This window comes from Gracilibacillus phocaeensis (assembly GCF_900626275.1).
Lineage (GTDB): Bacteria > Bacillota > Bacilli > Bacillales > Amphibacillaceae > Gracilibacillus > Gracilibacillus timonensis.
Genome location: NZ_LR131142.1, coordinates 235,286 through 254,405 on the forward strand (window position 1 = coordinate 235,286; position 19,120 = coordinate 254,405).

At 39.0% G+C, this 19,120-nt stretch carries 16 protein-coding genes; 13 read left to right on the top strand and 3 right to left on the bottom strand.

Annotated elements, in window-relative coordinates; genetic code table 11:
* The first annotated feature begins 1 nt into the window (after position 1).
* The 6 genes from E0E32_RS03350 to E0E32_RS03375 all read left to right on the top strand — a co-directional run bounded on the left by E0E32_RS03350 (position 2) and on the right by E0E32_RS03375 (position 5,861).
* Positions 2–1,102 carry a glycoside hydrolase family 88/105 protein gene (locus tag E0E32_RS03350; RefSeq protein ID WP_130858948.1) on the top strand — a complete coding sequence of 367 codons (1,101 nt, stop codon included), beginning with the start codon at positions 2–4 and terminating at the stop codon, positions 1,100–1,102.
* The gene (locus tag E0E32_RS03355) at positions 1,099–1,782 is read left to right on the top strand and encodes a rhamnogalacturonan acetylesterase (RefSeq protein WP_130858949.1); all 684 of its coding nucleotides are present in this window, start codon (positions 1,099–1,101) and stop codon (positions 1,780–1,782) included. The genes E0E32_RS03350 and E0E32_RS03355 overlap by 4 nt, the downstream gene beginning before the upstream one ends.
* Before the next feature lie 21 nt (positions 1,783–1,803).
* Positions 1,804–2,634, top strand: a complete 831-nt coding sequence (gene kduI, locus E0E32_RS03360) for a 5-dehydro-4-deoxy-D-glucuronate isomerase (protein ID WP_130859093.1) — start codon at positions 1,804–1,806, stop codon at positions 2,632–2,634.
* 11 nt (positions 2,635–2,645) lie between these two features.
* Positions 2,646–3,428: a 2-dehydro-3-deoxy-D-gluconate 5-dehydrogenase KduD gene (gene kduD, locus E0E32_RS03365; protein ID WP_066195773.1), complete on the top strand. Its 783-nt coding sequence runs from the start codon at positions 2,646–2,648 to the stop codon at positions 3,426–3,428.
* A 24-nt stretch (positions 3,429–3,452) separates the two neighbouring features.
* Complete coding sequence (locus tag E0E32_RS03370) at positions 3,453–4,295, top strand: sugar phosphate isomerase/epimerase family protein (protein WP_130858950.1); 843 nt, start codon at positions 3,453–3,455, stop codon at positions 4,293–4,295.
* 75 nt (positions 4,296–4,370) lie between these two features.
* Complete coding sequence (locus E0E32_RS03375) at positions 4,371–5,861, top strand: extracellular solute-binding protein (RefSeq protein ID WP_434059200.1); 1,491 nt, start codon at positions 4,371–4,373, stop codon at positions 5,859–5,861.
* A 214-nt stretch (positions 5,862–6,075) separates the two neighbouring features.
* On the opposite strand, the gene E0E32_RS03380 is transcribed toward E0E32_RS03375, so the two are convergent.
* From E0E32_RS03380 to E0E32_RS03390, 3 genes are all read right to left on the bottom strand, one after another.
* Positions 6,076–7,806 carry a sensor histidine kinase gene (locus E0E32_RS03380; protein WP_207302262.1) on the bottom strand — a complete coding sequence of 577 codons (1,731 nt, stop codon included), beginning with the start codon at positions 7,804–7,806 and terminating at the stop codon, positions 6,076–6,078.
* A gap of 87 nt (positions 7,807–7,893) precedes the next feature.
* Entirely contained in the window at positions 7,894–9,348 is a 1,455-nt protein-coding gene (locus E0E32_RS03385) for a response regulator transcription factor (RefSeq protein ID WP_165444940.1), read from the bottom strand.
* Positions 9,349–9,755: 407 nt separating this feature from the next.
* Positions 9,756–10,850: a mandelate racemase/muconate lactonizing enzyme family protein gene (locus tag E0E32_RS03390; RefSeq protein ID WP_165444941.1), complete on the bottom strand. Its 1,095-nt coding sequence runs from the start codon at positions 10,848–10,850 to the stop codon at positions 9,756–9,758.
* 276 nt (positions 10,851–11,126) lie between these two features.
* Here E0E32_RS03390 and E0E32_RS03395 point away from each other — a divergent pair, with 276 nt between their 5' ends.
* From E0E32_RS03395 to E0E32_RS03425, 7 genes are all read left to right on the top strand, one after another.
* The gene (locus E0E32_RS03395) at positions 11,127–11,924 is read left to right on the top strand and encodes an AraC family transcriptional regulator (protein WP_130858954.1); all 798 of its coding nucleotides are present in this window, start codon (positions 11,127–11,129) and stop codon (positions 11,922–11,924) included.
* A gap of 41 nt (positions 11,925–11,965) precedes the next feature.
* Positions 11,966–13,444 carry an extracellular solute-binding protein gene (locus E0E32_RS03400; RefSeq protein ID WP_165444942.1) on the top strand — a complete coding sequence of 493 codons (1,479 nt, stop codon included), beginning with the start codon at positions 11,966–11,968 and terminating at the stop codon, positions 13,442–13,444.
* A gap of 67 nt (positions 13,445–13,511) precedes the next feature.
* On the top strand, positions 13,512–14,498 hold the full coding sequence (locus E0E32_RS03405; protein ID WP_350308616.1) for an ABC transporter permease: 987 nt from the start codon (positions 13,512–13,514) through the stop codon (positions 14,496–14,498).
* 62 nt (positions 14,499–14,560) lie between these two features.
* Entirely contained in the window at positions 14,561–15,442 is an 882-nt protein-coding gene (locus E0E32_RS03410) for a carbohydrate ABC transporter permease (RefSeq protein WP_130858956.1), read from the top strand.
* A gap of 159 nt (positions 15,443–15,601) precedes the next feature.
* On the top strand, positions 15,602–16,927 hold the full coding sequence (locus E0E32_RS03415; RefSeq protein WP_130858957.1) for an alpha-amylase family protein: 1,326 nt from the start codon (positions 15,602–15,604) through the stop codon (positions 16,925–16,927).
* Positions 16,928–17,025: 98 nt separating this feature from the next.
* Positions 17,026–17,967 (top strand): sugar phosphate isomerase/epimerase family protein, encoded by a 942-nt coding sequence (locus E0E32_RS03420; RefSeq protein WP_130858958.1) that lies wholly within the window; start codon positions 17,026–17,028, stop codon positions 17,965–17,967.
* Positions 17,967–18,962 carry a 2-hydroxyacid dehydrogenase gene (locus tag E0E32_RS03425; protein ID WP_130858959.1) on the top strand — a complete coding sequence of 332 codons (996 nt, stop codon included), beginning with the start codon at positions 17,967–17,969 and terminating at the stop codon, positions 18,960–18,962. The genes E0E32_RS03420 and E0E32_RS03425 overlap by 1 nt, the downstream gene beginning before the upstream one ends.
* The last annotated feature ends 158 nt before the right edge of the window (positions 18,963–19,120 follow it).

Genomic DNA, 19,120 nt, shown 5'->3' on the forward strand with positions numbered 1-19,120 from the left:
TATGGTCGTCCAACAATTAACAGCACTTGACTGGGCGAAAAAGGCAGCAGATACATTGATGGCACAATACCAGCCAATGGAACTACCACCAGCTAATCGCTGGCATTACCATCAAGGTGTATTTCTTTGCGGTGTGTTGGATATCTTTCATCGAACAGATGAGTTGCACTATTATGCGTACTGTAAGGAGTATGTAGATGAATTGATTGATGAGGAAGGGAATTTCTATTTTGCCAGAAGTGAATTAGATGCGATTCAGCCAGGATTATTATTGTTGTCATTGTATCAAAAGACGAATCAGCGCAAATATCAAATCGCTGCTAGCAAACTCAGACATTTATTAAATACGTTAAATGTAACCAAAGAAGGTGGATTCTGGCATAAAGATAAGTACCCTTATCAAATGTGGTTAGATGGTTTATATATGGCAGGTCCTTTCACTGTACAATATGGTCAGCTCTTTAATGAGCCGGAACTAACGAATGTAGTGATGAAACAGGAAGCCTTAATGCGAAAACATACGAAGAAAGAAAATGGCCTTTATTACCATGGCTATGATGAAAGTAAACAAGCCCCATGGTCAACGGAAAAAGGTCATGCACCGGAGGTATGGGGGAGGGCATTAGGCTGGTATGCAATGGTGACGACAAACGTGATAGAAATGTTCCCGGCTGATCATCCAAAGAGATTCGAATTGACAGAGGTGGTACAGCAATTAATCAAGGCATTGATTTCATTTCAAGATGAAGCGACAGGATTATGGTATCAAGTCGTCGATAAGCCAGGTGGCGCTGGCAATTATTTAGAAAGCTCTTGTTCTTGTTTATTTATCTATGCCATTGCTAAAGCAGTTCAACAAGGTTATGTAGACATATCCTTTTTACAACAAGCAGAAAAGGCCTATCAAGGTTTGTTGGAAGAGAAAGTGGAATTGGAACAACAAGGTCGATTCCAATTGCATGATATTTGTATCGGAACCTCTATTGGTACTTATGATTACTATGTAGAGCGTGAGACAAGTACCAATGATTTACACGGAGTAGGCGCTTTTATCTTAGCAAGTGTGCAGTTGAGCCGGGCTAAGAGAGAGGTGTTAGGATGACCATTATTCGGCTTTTTTTAGCGGGTGATTCTACGATGTCTGCTTATGGAAGCGATCGATATCCGCGGATGGGGTGGGGACAGACGTTAACTCATTATTTAGAGCCGCTGGTAAGTATACGAAATCATGCTATGTCTGGAAGGAGTTCTAAATTCTTTCGAACGGAGGGGAGATGGCAGGAGATGGAGTCAGAATGGCAGCCAGGTGATTATGTCTTTATTCAATTTGGCCACAATGACCAAAAATCTGACCCAGAACGAGCTACCAAGCCATTTTCTAGCTATCAGGCCAATTTACACTTTTTTATCCAGCGCGCCAAGTCTGCCCAAGTAACACCGATATTATTGACACCCATCGCACGAAGACAATTCAATGAACATGGTATATTAGAACATACCCATGGTTATTATCCATTAGCAGTTAGACAGCTGGCGGCACAAGAAAGGGTTGACTGTATCGACATGCTGCAATGGTCGAGTCAGTTATTAAACGAGCTAGGTGCAGAACAGTCTAAATCTTTGTTTATGCAGTTGCCGCCAGGGCTCTACCCAAATTATCCTGAGGGTGAGATGGATGATACCCATTTAACCGAGGCAGGGGCAGAGGCCCATTGTAAATTATGCGTGGAAGCATTAGATCAGATCGGCCATCCATTGGCTGTCTATAACAAGTGCAAATGATATAAAAGGGAGGAATTGATGATGCAGTTACGTTACGCGAATCATCCAGAAGAGATTAAGAGGTATACTACCGAAGAATTAAGAGAGAAATTCTTAGTGGAAAAATTGTTTGAATCAGGAAGTGTACAACTAACTTATGCGCATGTGGATCGGATGATTTTTGGCGGGGTGACACCTACTGTCAAAGAGCTAACGGTTGCCTTGGATAAACAGTTAGGAGTTGATTATTTCCTCGAGCGAAGAGAATTAGGCATTATTAATATTGGTGCCAAGGGATATGTCACCTTAGATGGCGAACGTTATGAAATGAATCAGCATGATGGTCTTTATGTGAGTCGTGGCACAAAAGAGATTTGGTTCGGATCAGATGATGACGCAGCACCAGCCAAATTTTATCTATTATCGTCACCAGCACATTACACCTATCCAACCGTAAAAATTGCCAAGAAGGATATCAAGCCTTTGGAATTAGGCGAAAAAGGAACATTAAATGAACGAAAGATTCATCAGTATATTCATCCAAATGTCTGTGAAAGCTGTCAATTGCAAATGGGACTAACGATGTTGCAGCCGGGAAGTGTCTGGAACACGATGCCAGCACATACTCATGATCGTAGAAGTGAAGTATATCTTTATTTTGATATGGAAGAAAATACGAGAGCTTTTCATTTTATGGGGGAGCCTCAAGAAACAAGACATCTCATTTTGAAGAATGAACAAGCCGTGATCTCGCCAAGCTGGTCGATCCATTGTGGTACGGCTACGAGTAATTATACGTTTATTTGGGGAATGTGTGGCGAAAACATCACGTATACCGATATGGATCATATTAGCATGGATGCATTACGCTAGGAGGTGATGACATGGGAAAAGAACTGCAAGATTTTTCATTAGATTACTTTTCAATAGCAGGAAAAACCGCCGTCATTACAGGAGGAAATACGGGTTTAGGTAGGGCTTATACCGTAGCCCTCGCCGCGGCTGGTGCCAATGTCTTCATTGTGACACATGGTACCAATTGGGAGGAAACGAAAGAAGCATTAGCGGACAAAGTAAGCAAGGCGATTTTTTACCAAGCAGATCTTTCCGACAGACATCAAGTGAAGCAGGTTATTCCGGCTTGTCACGAAGCCTTCGGTGCAGTGGATATACTGATTAATAATGCGGGAACCATTCGCCGTAATCCACTGCTGGAATACCAGGAAAAGGATTGGGATGATGTGTTGGCACTAAACCTGGATGCGTTGTATCTACTTAGTCAAGCAGCAGCAGTGGAGATGGTAAAACAACAAAGTGGCAAAATCATTAATATTGCATCGATGTTATCCTTTCAGGGCGGCAAGTTTATTCCACCATATACCGCAAGTAAGCATGCGGTAGCTGGTTTGACGAAATCCTTTGCTAATGAACTAGCAGGCAATGGCATTCAAGTCAATGCCATTGCACCAGGTTATTTTGCTACAAAAAATACAGCACCTATCCGTGAAAACGAGCAGCGTAATGCTGAAATATTGGCACGTATTCCTGCTGGAGAATGGGGAGATCCAAGTGAGCTGATGGGTACAGTGGTGTATTTGGCAAGTAAAGCCTCTGATTATATGAATGGTCATGTACTGGTTGTTGATGGTGGATGGCTGGCAAGATAAACGATAGGAAAGAGGTGGATAGAAATGCAGCTTCCATTAGGTATAAGGGCACATGATTTGGCTTATGATCAACTAGATCAAATAGCGACAGCAGTTTCCGTAAAGGGATTTCACGCTGTGCAATTAGCGCTGGCTAAGTCGATAAAGAATGTTTCTACAGTTACAGGATCGCTTAGCCCAGGTTACGCTAAGCATATCAAACATGTTTTTAATCAACATGAAGTGAATATTGCGATTTTAGGCTGCTATATTAATATGATACATCCAGATGAAAAGCAGCGGGATAAGTTGCTTGATCGATTTAAGGAGCATCTTCGTTTGGCACGGGATTTTGGCTGCAGTATCGTAGCTTCAGAGACAGGGAATGTGCATGAAAAAATGGGCTATACCGAGGGCAATTTTACCGAGGAGGCCTTTCAACAAGTCGTTGAAAGTGTTCGTATATTAACCGATGAAGCAGGGAAATGGGGAGTGACCGTAGGAATCGAGGGTGGTGTGAACCACCCCATTCACACACCTGCGAAAATGAAAAGACTACTCGATGAGATTGACTCCTCTCAGCTGCAAGTAATATTTGACCCTGCCAATTATATGACTCCTGATAACTGTCACGATCAGGAGGGCGTTTTTCAAGAGTCGTTTGCTTTGTTTGGCGATCGAATCGTAGCAGTGCATGCCAAAGACTTTATCATAGAAGATCATAAGGTTAAGATGGTTCCGGTCGGACAGGGGAAGTTGCGCTATGATCTTCTGTTTGCATGGATCAAAAAAAATAAACCGTTTATGGAGGTATGCATGGAAAATACGAAAGAGCCTTATATTGATGAGGGAAGGCGTTATCTAGAGCGGATGTATCGGGAATCTTAATCTGGAATAAATTACATGTTCACTGTTTCAGGACGGGTGAGAGATCACATTTCTGATAAAAGGGGCGAAATGATAATGAAAAAACGGTCAATAGTATTTCTTTTCTGCTGCATTATCTTAACCGGGGGATTGCTTTTGGGCTGCGCCGAACAGGAAAGCAATTCAGAAAATAAGCAAGCAGCTAGTGACTCGGAACCACAGGGAATTTCGATTATGTTGAACTTACATGTTCCGGAAGTTCCAAACGAACGTTTAGAAGAATTAATCGAGGAAGAAACGAACACCGAATTAGATATTAAGTGGGTGCCAGATAACAATTATGCAGAAAGTTTAAATACCGCTATTGCCACAAATAATCTTCCAGATGTCTTTCTGTTAAAAGATGTCACTTTAGATCAACAAAAGGATGCCATTCGAGATGATCAATATTGGGAAATCGGTCCTTATTTAGATGATTATCCAAACTTATCGAGACTCAACAAGGATATTTTGAAAAACACGGCGGTGGATGGCAAAATATATACCTTATATGCTGGTAGACCATTGTCCCGACAAGGGCTCATTTATCGAAAGGATTGGGCAGATAATTTAGGTCTTGACGCACCTGGAAATTTGGATGAGTTATATGAAATGATGAGAGCCTTTACCGAAGATGACCCAGATGGCAATGGCAAAGACGATACAATTGGATTAACTGATCGAGAAATTTTAGGGACCTTCGAAAACTTTGCTACATGGCATGGAGCTCCTAATAATTGGGGTGAAAAGGACGGTCAGCTACTACCACAATTCATGTTTCCTGAATATCGAGAAGCCATGGATTATTTTAAGCAATTATTTGATAATGGCTATATCAATAAAGATGCGCCTGTAACAAGCAAAGTAGATCAACAGGAATTACTTAAAAATGGTACAGCTGGAGTATATATTGGAACAATGGGCGATGTAGAAGCTATGTATCAAGATGCACTGGCAATCAATCCAGATGTTGTATTTGACGTACACCATTATATCGAAGGACCAGATGGTGAGTATCGTACAAGAGCAATCCCTGGTTATGGAAGTATGCTGATTTTTCCAAAAGCAGCTGTTGACACAGAGGAAAAGCTACAAGGTATTTTATCGTTTTTCGATTATTTGATGACACCGGAAGGAGCGAATCTCCTATTATGGGGGGTGGAAGGTGAACATTATGAAGTGATAGATGGAAAAGGAAAGGTAATCGAAGAAAATAGAGAAGCTTTTAACCGTGAGATACTACCATATACTTCATTAGAAATTGGCGAGCCTGACACAAATGGCCGCTACACAGGTTTCTTTGATTATGAACCACGAACAAAGGCAGATGAATTATACATGGATAATAATGATTATTTGGTTCATGATCCAACTGCCTCACTAGAATCAGAAACCTGGGCTGCTCAATCAGAAACATTAACGCAAATTATGACAGATGCAACGTATCAATATTTTCTTGGTCAAATAGATAATGACGGTTTCGATCAAGCAATTGAAAAATGGAAAGAAGCTGGAGGAACGCAAGTTATCGAAGAGTATAATCAGTAATAATTAGGAAAGAAATAAAATAGAATCCTTTGTGAGGGTGATTGATTACTTGTGGAGGATTCTATTTTTAAACTAGTGTTACATTAATTTTTTAGTTCTTCACTCGATACAAACTGCCGTCAAGATTCACAAGTCTTTTATACTAGTAGTAAGTTGATTTTTGTCACTCCACGATACTTCATCAATTGATACAATGGTAAATGTCTCAATCTTGTCAGCTCAGATCCTCCCAAGGCATACGTACTAAAATAGTAGTACCCTCATTATATTTACTATCTATCTCGATTCCATAGCCATTTCCGTATGCCAATTGTATTCTTTTGTGAGTATTGAGCAGCCCCAACCCACTATTAACTTCTAAATTTAGTGTTTCGGGTTGAACCTCACTTAGAGACGCTTGAATCATTTTTAATTTTTCATCTTCTATACCTATTCCGTTATCAGTAATTTCAAATTGAATACGGTTATCTTCCGTCTTCCCACCTTGGATGGTTAGGATTCCCTTTCCACTCTTTTGCTCTAATCCATGATAAATGGCATTTTCAACGATAGGTTGCAGGATCATTTTGGGAATCCTCGATTGATGAATGGCATCATCGACCTGTATATGAAAAGAGAATTTATCCATATATCTGATCGACATGATCTGTAAATAATTTTGGATACAGGTCATTTCATTTTCAATCGTCACATAATCTTTCCCCTTAATACTGTATCTGAATATATCGGAGATGGCTGTTGTAATTTCTACAACCTCCATTACATTTCTGGCTAAGGCAATACTTCTAATCGTTTCCAATGTGTTGTATAGAAAATGCGGATTTATTTGACTTTGAAGATTTAATAATTCAGCCTGTTTTTTGGTGATTTCTGTTTCATATAACAAGGAATTAGTTTGGATAACGTGTTCATTTGCGGCATCGATTTTATCCAACATGACATTGATTTCCTTCATTAAGAAGCCTATTTCATTTTTTGAATGGATTTCCATTCTTTGTTTTCCTTGCTTATTTCCAATATTATTCATAAAACGAATGATCTTATCGAAGGGAGAGGTAACACTTCGAAAAAAAGCATATCCCATCGTAAAAATAAGCAAAGTCATGATGAGACCAACGATAGAACCAACATTTCTAATATTTCGTATTTCATTGGTAGCCTCGTGAACAGGAATTAAGCTGACAATCTTCAAACCGAAGTTGTTTATGCTTTTTAACTGAACGGTATACATTTCTTGATCAAACTCCAGGGTTTTCGTATCTGTTATATCTGCTACCCGTTCCAGCGTGGAATCATCCAGGTGTTGATTCTTTAGTCTATTCTTATTTGCCGAAACGATAAATCCACTATTGTCAATCAGCATTAAAAGAGAATTGGAGGTAGCATGAATATTAGATAACATATCATCGACATAATCGAGATCATAAAGAACAATGGAGTAATCGTAATGATCCGATTCCTCGCGATAGTCCGCTACATTTTGAGGTAATATAGGATGAACATAATAATAAATAGGATTAGTTGTACCTTCTCGGTTATGAACCTTGCCAAAGAAGGCAGCGTTGCGTTTGTAGAGGTCTTGTTCATAACCTTCTTCAAGGTCTTCACGTACTCGGAAACTCTTTTTGGTTAAAGAACCGATCCCTATTTTTTTCTTGTCCCATAAAAAAATCGAGCTGATATTTTTATTGGATGACATAACGCCAGATGTTATCTCTGTTACATTGTTATGATTGGTGAGTTTATAAATAACGTCATCCGATTCCAGATAGTTTTGTATGGTTGTATTATAAGAAACCGCAATTGCTGCATCTTTAACATCTGTCATAAAAGATACCATTCGCTCCTCTACCTGCTTCATTATCTCGGATGTGTGCAATTCTTCTTTGTCTTCGGACAGTACCTGGAATCTAGTATAATAATAAATTTGCAATAAAAAAATCATAACCGTTGAAATTAAGATTAAGAGGAATAGTTTTCTTTTTAAGCTTAGCTTAGATAATATATTCAGTGTAAACACCTTCTTCATTCATCATTGGGTTATCAGTTGTTTACGATAACGAGATGGTGTCATTCCATACCATTTCTTAAACACTTTGATAAAGTAGCTGTAGTCGTTATATCCTGCCTGTTGACAAATGTCGGAAATGGTCAGGTTTTCTGTTTTTAAAAGTTGAATGGTCTTCTTCATTCGTAACTGCGTTAAATATTCGGTAAAGGTGGACTGCGTTATTTTCTGAAATAAGTCGCAACAGTAGGTATAGTTAATATAGAATTTCCGTGCAAGTTCGTTTAAGCGTAGTTCATCTGCAAAATGATGATCCACATATTCTAGTAATTCCTTGAAATTTTCATTCATCATGACGTGTGAATCCGTACATGTAACGGCTAGGTCGGTCGTTAAGAGCTGTTTTAAGTGTATACATAGATCATCTATATCCGAAAATGTATGAACGAGGGCCGTATGATCCATAAAATCTAATGCTTCTTTGTAGGCGGCCGTTCTCCACTTACTATTTATAGAAGCGATCAGCTGATTCCAAAAGTAACTGACTTCCCTGATTCCTGCTTCTTTGCTTCTGAAGATATCTGGTATCTCCTCTAATTTTTGTCGTAATTGTTGTTCAGCAGAATGATCTTGTATTATTTCACATAAATGATGTACTTCTTTTCTTACATTTGGAGAATTGTCCATAGGCTTATGGATAAAAACACCACCATTTGGATATAAAAAAATGGAATGCATCGATGTATAGGCTTCTTCGATGATGGTTGGGATGTTCTGTATAGCTGATGTTAATGAACTTACGCCAAACACCAAAGGATCGTTATATGAGACAGTGCTATATTGTTCCTTAAGGACTGGAAAATAGTCTTCATTGGTATTAAGCAGTAGGATGGTTTTATCAGGACCTCCTTTTATGAAAAGATGATCGGTATCTGTTAACCATTGGAAAGAGTCGGGTATCTCTTGATCAGTTCTGTTCATATAAATGGCTTGAAGGTAATGATGTTTCATGTGAAATCCCAAGGGCTTCAGCAGCTCCTGGATTAGCAAGGTATCATTTTGGTGTACCGCTTCGAGAAACCTCTCATTGCTTTGTCTGGTTTTGTTCAAGAGATGCAGTGCAAGGCGTTCCAGTAGTGCATCGGCATCACTAAATTTCAGTGGCTTTAACATATAATCGAAGCAGCCCACTCGAATGCCTTCTTGAGCATAATGAAAATCAGCGACACCGCTAATAATGATAAATTCTGCAGAGCATCCTTGTTTTCTACTCATTTTCATCAAATCAATCCCTGATATTTCTGGCATTCTAATATCTGTCATCACAACATCGGGCTCCTCTTTTACAATGGTGTCAAAAGCAATTTGCGGTTCAGTGGTTTCAGCTATGACTTGAAATCCGTAGTGCTCCCAATTAAATGTATTGAGGATGCCTTTTAATACCCAAGGTTCATCATCTACAATTATTACCTTATACATGGTACCACTCCAATCCATTGTACTTGCCCATTAGATAAAGCGCTTACAAAATGTGCTATTTAACAACAAAATGACTGCAACCAAGATGAAATCGCAAGCTATCCATTCATACAAACATAAGCTTTTTAACACCGATAGAATCATGGTTTAGTAGACATACTGTATTACATAGTATATGGCATGGATCTCTTAATATTCAAGTTTATAGGTTAGAAGATGCAGCAAAAATTTGAATGATTCGACAAAATTTTTGGATAAATGCCGCTTGATGCCCCGCTATCTCTTTTACACACAGCATGTACCTCCCCATGCCTTTATTTGATGGGAATGGGGAGGTTGTTCTTATTTTATATTGCTATACAAGTAGTTTTAACCCTTTCTAGTATAGCTCGGATATCAACCCTATTTTATACCTCACTTACGGTGTAATTTGTTTTGGCCATCCACTCACTATTGATTTCCACCCCCCATCCTGGTTCCTGTGGTACGGCCACTTTGCCATCCTGGACTTCGATAGGTGGGAAGAAGCCTTTTGTCCAGGGATCAAGATGATCTTGATCAATTGAAAATTCCATAAAAGGATGAGGGTTTGGAATCGCTGCATTAAAATGAATACTAAATATCTGCAGCATATTAAATGTACCATTATGCGGCGTGCAAAGAAGACCAGCCTCATTGGTCATATCGGCGACTCTTAATGCACGAGTGAGGCCTCCGATATAAAGTATATCCGGTTGTGCTATAGCAACTGCTTCCTGCTCAATGATCCGCTTCCATTGGGCGAGACAATAATCCTGTTCGCCTCCTGCAACAGGGATCTTTAATGCCTTATTTACCGCTGCACTTTTTTCCATTTCCCAAAAAGGGCAAGGTTCTTCAAAATAACCATATCCCAGCTCCTCAAATAAATGGCCTAATTCAATGGCTCTATCCACATTATAAGCCCCATTCGGATCTACAAAAAGCTCGGTCGAATCGTCCAGAGTTTCTCTGACCAATTCACAGACTTCTTCGGTTCTACCGGGGTAGATATCGAGATCCTTTCCAACTCCTTTTCCAACGTGCAGTTTAAAAGCACGGAAACCGTATTTCTCCTGCAAGGCTTTCATTCGCTCGGCCTCTTGGGCTGGGGTAATCTCCTTTGTCATGCTTGAACCATAGATATCCACATGTGTCTTATTGCTACCTAACAGCTGAGCGACACTTTTCCCAGCTCGTTTTGCCCGAATGTCCCACAATGCGGTGTCAATTCCGGCCAAAGCCCTGCAAATATACGATCCATAGAATTTATAAGTAGTGTCAATACATTGATCCGAGATCCTTTCGATATCATCAGAATTTTGTCCAAGTACAATGGGGGCTAACTGCCTATGAACAATTTTGGAGGTAACATTGGTAAACAAGTGAGCTGTCTGTCCGTAACCTACCATCCCGTCCTCTGTAGTAATGCGAACTACGCATAACTGATCGGTGTGGAATGTCTCAATCTTTTCAATACGCATTCTTTGAACAACTCCTTTTCCTATAAAATAATCATCTCTATATAAGCTTAAAAATTTTCTGTTCAAATTGCCATTAACGAAACATGTATGTATGTACAATTCTATGGAAATAAAAAAATTTATAAAGGCACAGCAATATGGTTGAAAATAATTCCCCCATCCATTCCGAATCCAGCACCAAAACATCCGAATTGACTACCTAGTTTAATTATTTGAAAGCGGATACAATGAGGTTGTGAATAAGGAAAGACAATAAAAAGTAGAGGGGGGGAGTTCTTGTTTCATTTTTACTCTTGTCGTATACGGGAGCGTGGCCACTATTTGACGGTGAAACGTAAAGAGGCTTCTAGTGACTTCTTGTTATTTCTTACAAAAGGGGATTTTCATTTTAGAATAGAGAATCAAGTTCATACGCTGCAGGAAGGGGACATTTTGTTTATTCCAAGGGGAAAGACAATTCAAGTACCAGCAAGGACATATCATCAAAAATACACATTGGAATTTGGGGTCTTGGATAAGGAGACAAAACAACTTCCAATCTTAGCTAACCAGCAAATTTATAAAATAAAAATTCAAAATACCGAATATTTTAAGAGAAGATTCGCCTTGCTCCGTCATCATTGGATGTCAAAAGAACCGTATCGGAAGACATTATGTTCTGCTATCTTGCTTGAGATGTTAAGTATCGCAAATTATGACCTAGAATGTATGAACAAAAGAAGTAAAAAAAAGGATATGGTTTCCGACATAAAGAAATACATTGGTGAACATTATCAAGAACCTATCAAACTTCAAGATTTATCAGACTTGTGTGGAAAAACACCCAATTATATTTCCTATATATTTAAAGAGGTTACTGGTTATTCACCTGTTGAATATATTCAGGAAGTACGTATTTCCGCGGCAACCGACTTAATGCTTTTGCACGGAATGTCTATCACTGAGGTATCGGAAAGATTAGGTTTTTGTGATCAAGCCTACTTTTATCGGGTTTTTAAAAAGGTTACGGGATGTTCACCGACTCGCTTTCTGAACGAACAATCCCACTCAAGGGTTAGGGAAGTCATAAAGTAATATTAGCGTATGAGAGATCAATTGGGAGAGGAATGATTGGAATGAGAATGAAACTAACAGTATTTCTATTAATGCTGCTGTTGATCGCTAGTCTGACAGCATGTAACGAAGCGGATTCGACTTCGGAACAAGAGGGAGACAATACAGATAGTATAGAACCATTCAAATACAGTACGATGGTGTCTACTTTTGCTGAGGTTCCAGATATGAATAATCAGTTTTGGACAAAATTTCAGGAAGATAATAATTTAGACATGGATGTACAATGGGTCCCCAATGGAGAATTCCAACAACAGTTGAACCTGAGGTATTCGTCAGGTGATTTACCAGATGTCGTATCAGTGCCGCTGCCAGATGATATCAATCAAAGAAATGCGATAGAAAATGGTGTGTATTGGGATTTGGGTCCATTTTTAGGAGACTTAAGCGACTATCCTAATTTAAAAAATCATATTCCAGAAATAGCTTGGGAGCTTTCTAAAATTAAAGGAACTCATTATTATATTCCAAGGGCTCGATCAGAACTAAATGTAGGATATTTAATGCGTAAAGATTTATTAGATGAAGTAGGCGTGGAAGTTCCAGAAAACTTGGATGAATTACATGCTGCCATGAAAGCAGTGAAAGAAGAGTACCCTGACAAAATTGGCATGCTCTTCAGTGATACATTGTCATTTGCTTTTGGAACCAATACGCCTCAATACGATAGCGATGGTGGGCTGATTGCCGATATGCTTTCCGATTCGTATACGGATATGGTGGAATGGTACCAGAAAATATACGAAGATGATCTAATGAGTCCTGAATTTTCGGTTATTACCAATAATGCGGAAATAGATAATTTCTTTACCTCAGGAAAAACCATCTTTATACAAAAAAATATGTGGCATCAGTATGGGATGCAAGAACAAATCCAAAACCATGAACCAGACGCTGAAGTGGCACTGATTTCCGTATTGGATGGACCGAATGGAAGTGCTCCTTACCTTGATTCAGGGTTTGTTGGCGGACTACTTATTCCCAAAACGGTACCAGAAGATAAGGTGGAGAAAATTTTAGAGGTGTTTGATCAAGCGGCAAGTGAAGAGAATTCCGAGGCCCTTTACTATGGTTATGAAGGAATACATCACAACAAAGAAAATGGCCAATATGCGATGACTGATATTGGTTTGAAAGAAATCCAAAGTTTTACCGGTGATCCATTCTCTTATAAAAGAGATGAGTATAGTAAAGTGGATAGTCCGCTTGCTCCTCCTGAAGTAAATGAGAAAAATCGTGACATTGCGCAACAGGCTTTAGATGAATTAGAGATTGATAAGTTTGCTTCCCTTTATTCCGAAACATGGTCCACCGAATGGCCGACCTATATTGACGAATTTGAAGTGATGCGGACAGAGGCTATTATGGGGTCTATCTCAATGGATGAGTATAGAGATTATATTGAAGATCTGAAAAACAAACCAGAAATCAAGCAAGCCTTTCTTGAATTTGCCGAGAGCTATCAGGAATTATTTGAATAAATTAGTAAAGGATTTGGCCAACTGAATACGGAATGCGCTTCTATTCGTTGGCCTTTCTTTTTATTTGATGCAGAAATCTAAAGGTGAAAGGAGCATGGTGATGCAAACAGAAGGGATAGATCGCTCCAAATTCGCTACAAAATCTAGGATGCAGCAATTCGGGCAAACCGTATGGAGATATAGATATATGTATTTATTAGTTTTACCTGGTGTTATATATTTTGTAGTTTTTAAAGGTATTCCGACATTGGGACTGATACTAGCCTTTCAAGATTATAATCCGACATTAGGATTTTTTAATAGCGAATGGGTGGGGCTGAAACATTTTCAGGACTTATTTGCTAGTTCGGAGTTTTATATCATGCTAAGAAATACAATGATTATTAACATCTTAGCACTTGTTTTCTTTTTCCCTCTTCCTATTGTGTTAGCGATTATGCTAAATGAGGTTCGAAATGAAGTATTTAAACGAGTTAATCAAACGATTGTATATTTGCCGCATTTTTTATCCTGGGTAGTGATCGTTTCTCTTACTTTCATCCTCTTATCAGTAGATGTAGGTGTGATCAATAAAGTCATTAGAGAGTTAGGATTTGAACATTATTCCTTTTTAAATGATAGCAATTTATATTGGGGAATATTGACGTTACAAACGATATGGAAGGATGTTGGTTGGGGCACGATTCTCTTCTTAGCAGCCATTGCAGGGGTCAATCCAGAGAAATATGAAGCAGCAGTTATCGATGGAGCCAATCGATTACAACAAATTTGGCATGTAACCTTACCGGCTATTCGCCCGACAATCGTTATTTTATTAATTCTTCAGCTAGGTAAAATAGCGGATGTGAATTTGGAACAAGTCATTTTAATGTATAAGCCATTAGTTCGGGATGTCGCTGAAGTCTTCGATACCTATGTCTATTATCATGGCATTATGCGAGGACAGCACAGTTTAGGGGTAGCCGTTGGATTTTTTAAAGGACTGGTCGGTTTAGTGTTAATTATGGGAGCGAATTATGTGGTGAAACGAATGGGGGATGAAGGGATCTATTAGTAAATGGTCCTTTTTATCGATTTTTTTTGAACTCGCATTAGCACTGATTGGGGGAGATAAGATTGAGTTTTGTTCAAAGTAAGAAAAAGATAACGGTATTTGATACGATCAATTATCTTCTGTTAACACTGATTTCTGGTTTGTGTATTTTCCCATTTATCTATGTATTATCCATTTCGTTTACGGATCCATCCGTGTATGTCCCTTATCAATTAAACCTAATACCGGAAAAATGGTCGTTAGCATCTTATTCCTATTTATTGTCTTCCAATGCGTTTATCAAGTCATTGCTCAACACAGTGTTTATAACAGTTGTAGGAACGATTCTAAATCTTATATTCACATTTACCATGGCTTATGGGTTGACGGACAAAAAAATGCCATTCCGTGGTTTGATATATGGACTGGTTATCTTTTCTTTGGTATTTAATGCGGGCATTATCCCAACCTATTTGGTGGTTAATGAATTGGGTTTGATGAATTCTCATTGGGCACTGATTATCCCTACGCTCACCAATGCCTTTTCTTTAATTGTGGTGAAGAGCTTTATGGACTCTTTGCCCAAAGAATTAATTGAAAGTGCAAAAATTGATGGTTGCACGGACATTGGTGTGTTTATCAGGATCATCATCCCACTTAGCAAACCAGCGATTGCCGCTTTTGTTATTATTTTCGCTGTGGTTCATTGGAATACATTTTTCAATGCCTTATTGTTCTTGACCGATTCAGAGAAATGGACATTACAGGTTTGGTTAAAGTCGCTCGTTGTGGGTAATAACGCTTCCTCTGCGGGTGCGGAGATGTCTATCGGTGACGCTGCTCCTCCATCCGAAACATTACAATTATCGGCAATCATTCTTTCTATGCTTCCGATATTAGTGGTTTACCCATTTATGCAAAAACACTTTGCTAAAGGGGTCATGCTGGGGTCTGTTAAGGGTTAATACGCTTAACATTTAAATAGAGGGATCCTTGAAGTCTATTATTATCGGAGAGGAGCATGCTATGTATCTTAAGCAAGGTATGAGTTTATAGCTGTAATCTGTTGTCAGCCAAGTTAACGTTCAAGGAAAAATAAATGAAACATAAGGGGAGAATAATGTATGTATATTAAAGAAGTTGCCGCAAGTCTGTACCCATGGGATTTACATGATGAAGGCGTAGACAATATTATGGAGAACTTACAAACACATGCAAATGTCAATAGTGTTTATTTAGTAGGCATTATGCATAATGAAAAACGACCGCTTCGTGAATTATATTATCCGCATAACCCCAATCGTAAATTTTATATACCAGAGGATAGCCGTGTCTATTACAACATGGATTTAGAGAATTTCAAGAACACACCGCTGAAGCCTATGTTCTCCAACGTGGAATGGTTAAAGGACACGGATTGGCTGGATAAGCTGACACAAGGTGCGAGAAAGCATGGCTTAAAGGTTGGTTCAGAAATCTCCCATACTACCTTCGATTCCAAAGTAATGTTGGAAAAATTCCCGCATCTTTTACAAAGAAACGTGAAAGGGGAATTAGTAGGAGGTATTGGGCCTAAAGGTCAACTTCCATGTCCAAACAGTGATGATGTTAGAGAATATATCAAAAATCTGTTCTACGATACGTGTAAAAACCATGATATTGATTTTATTCAAAGCTGTATGGTGTTGTTTAAAGAAGGAAAGCATCTCGATAACCATAACACTAGTAATGAATCGGAATTATCCATATTATTAGGCACCGCTACAGGAGGGTGTTTCTGTGATCATTGTAAAGAGAAAGCCATTCAAAAAGGATATGACTGGGACACCATTGTTCATGATTTAGATAAGCTTTATGATTTACAAACGGAAGATGACTTTACCAATATGATGGAGAAGAAATTGTTGGAGAAAGGGAATCTGACAGCGACAGGTTTTCTTCTTGAGAATCCATCCTTACACCAATGGTTGAAATTCAGACAGGAAAGCATCACATCACTGTTCAAAGATATTTATGAGGCAATTAAATCAGCCAATGATAAAGTTGAATTTAGATATAATACTTACTTAAAATATCCTGAAACGGCGGGGTTAAGTTTTTCGGAGGTTCGTAATTATGTTGATTCCATTAGAGAATCTGATTACTGTGAAACGATTGGTACCTTAGATGCCTTAAAAGCAAAAGAAGAAAAGTGTATGAAAATTAGAAAAGGAATTGGATATGAGAAGGATTTGATTGCGTCTATTGATGTGAGACCAAATCGTCAGGGTGGATCAAATGAAGATATTGTTAAAGAAAGTACACGGGCATTAACGGATTACGGTATTGATGGAATCTCTTTAGGACACTACGATGAGGCAACATTCGGACGCCTTAAAGCTATAAAACAAGGCATGGAAGAAGGAGAGATCGAGATACAGACCCCTTCAGAGGAGCTTGTGAATCCTTAATTTTGAAAGGAAACTGATACCCGTGAGACCTTCTTTTATGAAGGTCCCGGGTAATTGTTGAGCAACCAACATGCATAGATGTAAAGGGAGGTTTTACCATGAAAGGTTCGTTACAAGATTACGTCAAGGTTGGCATTGTACATTTTATGATTTATCCAGTTATTCAAGGCGAAGGGCCAATCTTAGAAACCTTAAAAAGAATTATACAAGATGATTATTTTGAAACCATTGAAATTTCTTGGATAAAAGATCCGCACATTCGTCAACAAGCGAAACAAATGTTAGAAGCCAGCGGAGTTAGCTTAAAATATGGTACACAACCTAGATTACTGACACAAAAGCTGGACTTAAATTCATTTGTTGAATCGGAGAGAGAGCGTGCAGTAAACGAAGTGAAATCGGGCATTGATGAAGCGGTTGAATTAGGAATAACGGATGTGGCTTTATTAAGTGGGAGCTATCCTGGAGCTGAACAAAAGGCTTTAGCAATGGATTTATTGAAGCAATCACTTGTGGAAATTTGTTTGTATGCAGAAACAAAGGGTACTGCTATTGCACTGGAAGTATTTGATCAGAAGATAGATAAAAAGTGTTTAATCGGTCAAGCAGAAGATGCAAAAGAAATAGCCGATCGAGTGTCATCGCAATGTAATAACTTTGGTCTCATTGTGGACTTAAGTCATATCCCATTATTGGGCGAAACACCAGCTGAAGCACTGAGGCCAGTTGCTGAACACTTAGTTCATGTTCATATCGGGAATTGCTATATGAAGGAAGATAACGACCCAGCATTTGGCGATCTTCATCCGAGATTTGGCTATGTCGGGGGAGAAAATGATGTGGAAGAGATTGTTGCCTTTTTGGAGGAGCTATTCCATGTTGGTTACTTAAAGGCAGATGGCTCGGCAAGGAAGGATATTTCCTTTGAAATCCAGCCATTAGGAGGCGAGAATCCCGAATTAGTTATTGCCAATGCCAAACGAAAACTAAATCAAGCATGGCAGCAGTTGAAAGTTAAGGCAAACAAGGTGGTGAGCTGATGAAACCAAAGGTGTTTCTAACTCGTGAATTACCGCCAAAAGCGATGGAATATTTACAGGCACATACAGAATTAGAAAAGAATCACGAGGATCGGGTATTAACCAAGCAAGAGATTATGGCAGGAGTGAAAGGGAAAGATGCCCTGCTATGTCTCTTAACAGACCAGATTGATGCGGAGATCATGGATGTCAATCCTGATTTAAAAGTCATCTCTAATTATGCGGTGGGATTTAACAATATTGACATCAAGGTTGCCACACAACGAAAAATCGTTGTTACGAATACGCCGGGTGTACTTACAGAGACAACGGCGGATATGGCGTTTGGTTTGTTAATCACACTTAGCCGGAGAATCGCTGAAGGTGACCAATTTGTTCGTACAAAGCGTTGGGAAGGATGGGCGCCTTTACAAATGCTAGGGATGGATGTGTATGGTGCCACCTTAGGTTTGGTGGGATTGGGCAGCATAGGGAAAGCAATGATCAAAAGGGCACAAGGATTTCATATGAAGGTCATCTATTGGAATCGTACCCGGCTCAGTGCAAAAGCAGAGCAAGAACTTCATATTACGTACGCTCCACTTGAAGATGTGCTGGCAGAAGCGGATTTTATTTCCCTTCACGTTGCCTATAACAAGGAAACACATCATTTAATCGATAAGCAAGAATTGGCATTAATGAAGGCAAGTGCTTATCTTATTAACACGGCACGCGGCCCTATTATTAATGAAAAAGCGCTGGTGCAAGCATTAAAGAACAATCAAATTGCTGGGGCAGGCATGGATGTGTTTGAACAGGAACCACAATTGGAACCGGAATTATATGAATTAAAAAATACCGTCCTTGCCCCTCATTTAGGAAGTGCCACGATTGATACGCGAACGAAAATGGGGATGATGGCAGCTGAGAATCTGCTCGCTGTTTTTGAAGATAGGCTGCCTGCTAATCTTGTTAATAAAGAGGTTTTGGATGGTATAGGTACTTGGAGAAAGTAATTGTATGACGAAAAAGCGACATCCACGATCTTCTATTACCGATTGTATGCATAACCTAAGTTGATTCAAATAGCCCTATATAGAATGGATAGCTATATAGGGCTATTTTTTGCATCACAAGATAGTTAGCAAAAAATAGCCCAGTTGCATTGTTATTC

Bases quoted from the DNA above. Each gene is read 5' to 3' on its own strand.
- E0E32_RS03350 (WP_130858948.1), top strand. From the start codon at position 2: ATGGTCGTCCAACAATTAACAGCACTTGACTGGGCGAAAAAGGCAGCA.
- E0E32_RS03355 (WP_130858949.1), top strand. From the start codon at position 1,099: ATGACCATTATTCGGCTTTTTTTAGCGGGTGATTCTACGATGTCTGCT.
- kduI (WP_130859093.1), top strand. From the start codon at position 1,804: ATGCAGTTACGTTACGCGAATCATCCAGAAGAGATTAAGAGGTATACT.
- kduD (WP_066195773.1), top strand. From the start codon at position 2,646: ATGGGAAAAGAACTGCAAGATTTTTCATTAGATTACTTTTCAATAGCA.
- E0E32_RS03370 (WP_130858950.1), top strand. From the start codon at position 3,453: ATGCAGCTTCCATTAGGTATAAGGGCACATGATTTGGCTTATGATCAA.
- E0E32_RS03375 (WP_434059200.1), top strand. From the start codon at position 4,371: ATGAAAAAACGGTCAATAGTATTTCTTTTCTGCTGCATTATCTTAACC.
- E0E32_RS03380 (WP_207302262.1), bottom strand. From the start codon at position 7,806: ATGATTTTTTTATTGCAAATTTATTATTATACTAGATTCCAGGTACTG.
- E0E32_RS03385 (WP_165444940.1), bottom strand. From the start codon at position 9,348: ATGTATAAGGTAATAATTGTAGATGATGAACCTTGGGTATTAAAAGGC.
- E0E32_RS03390 (WP_165444941.1), bottom strand. From the start codon at position 10,850: ATGCGTATTGAAAAGATTGAGACATTCCACACCGATCAGTTATGCGTA.
- E0E32_RS03400 (WP_165444942.1), top strand. From the start codon at position 11,966: ATGAGAATGAAACTAACAGTATTTCTATTAATGCTGCTGTTGATCGCT.
- E0E32_RS03405 (WP_350308616.1), top strand. From the start codon at position 13,512: ATGCAGAAATCTAAAGGTGAAAGGAGCATGGTGATGCAAACAGAAGGG.
- E0E32_RS03415 (WP_130858957.1), top strand. From the start codon at position 15,602: ATGTATATTAAAGAAGTTGCCGCAAGTCTGTACCCATGGGATTTACAT.
- E0E32_RS03420 (WP_130858958.1), top strand. From the start codon at position 17,026: ATGAAAGGTTCGTTACAAGATTACGTCAAGGTTGGCATTGTACATTTT.
- E0E32_RS03425 (WP_130858959.1), top strand. From the start codon at position 17,967: ATGAAACCAAAGGTGTTTCTAACTCGTGAATTACCGCCAAAAGCGATG.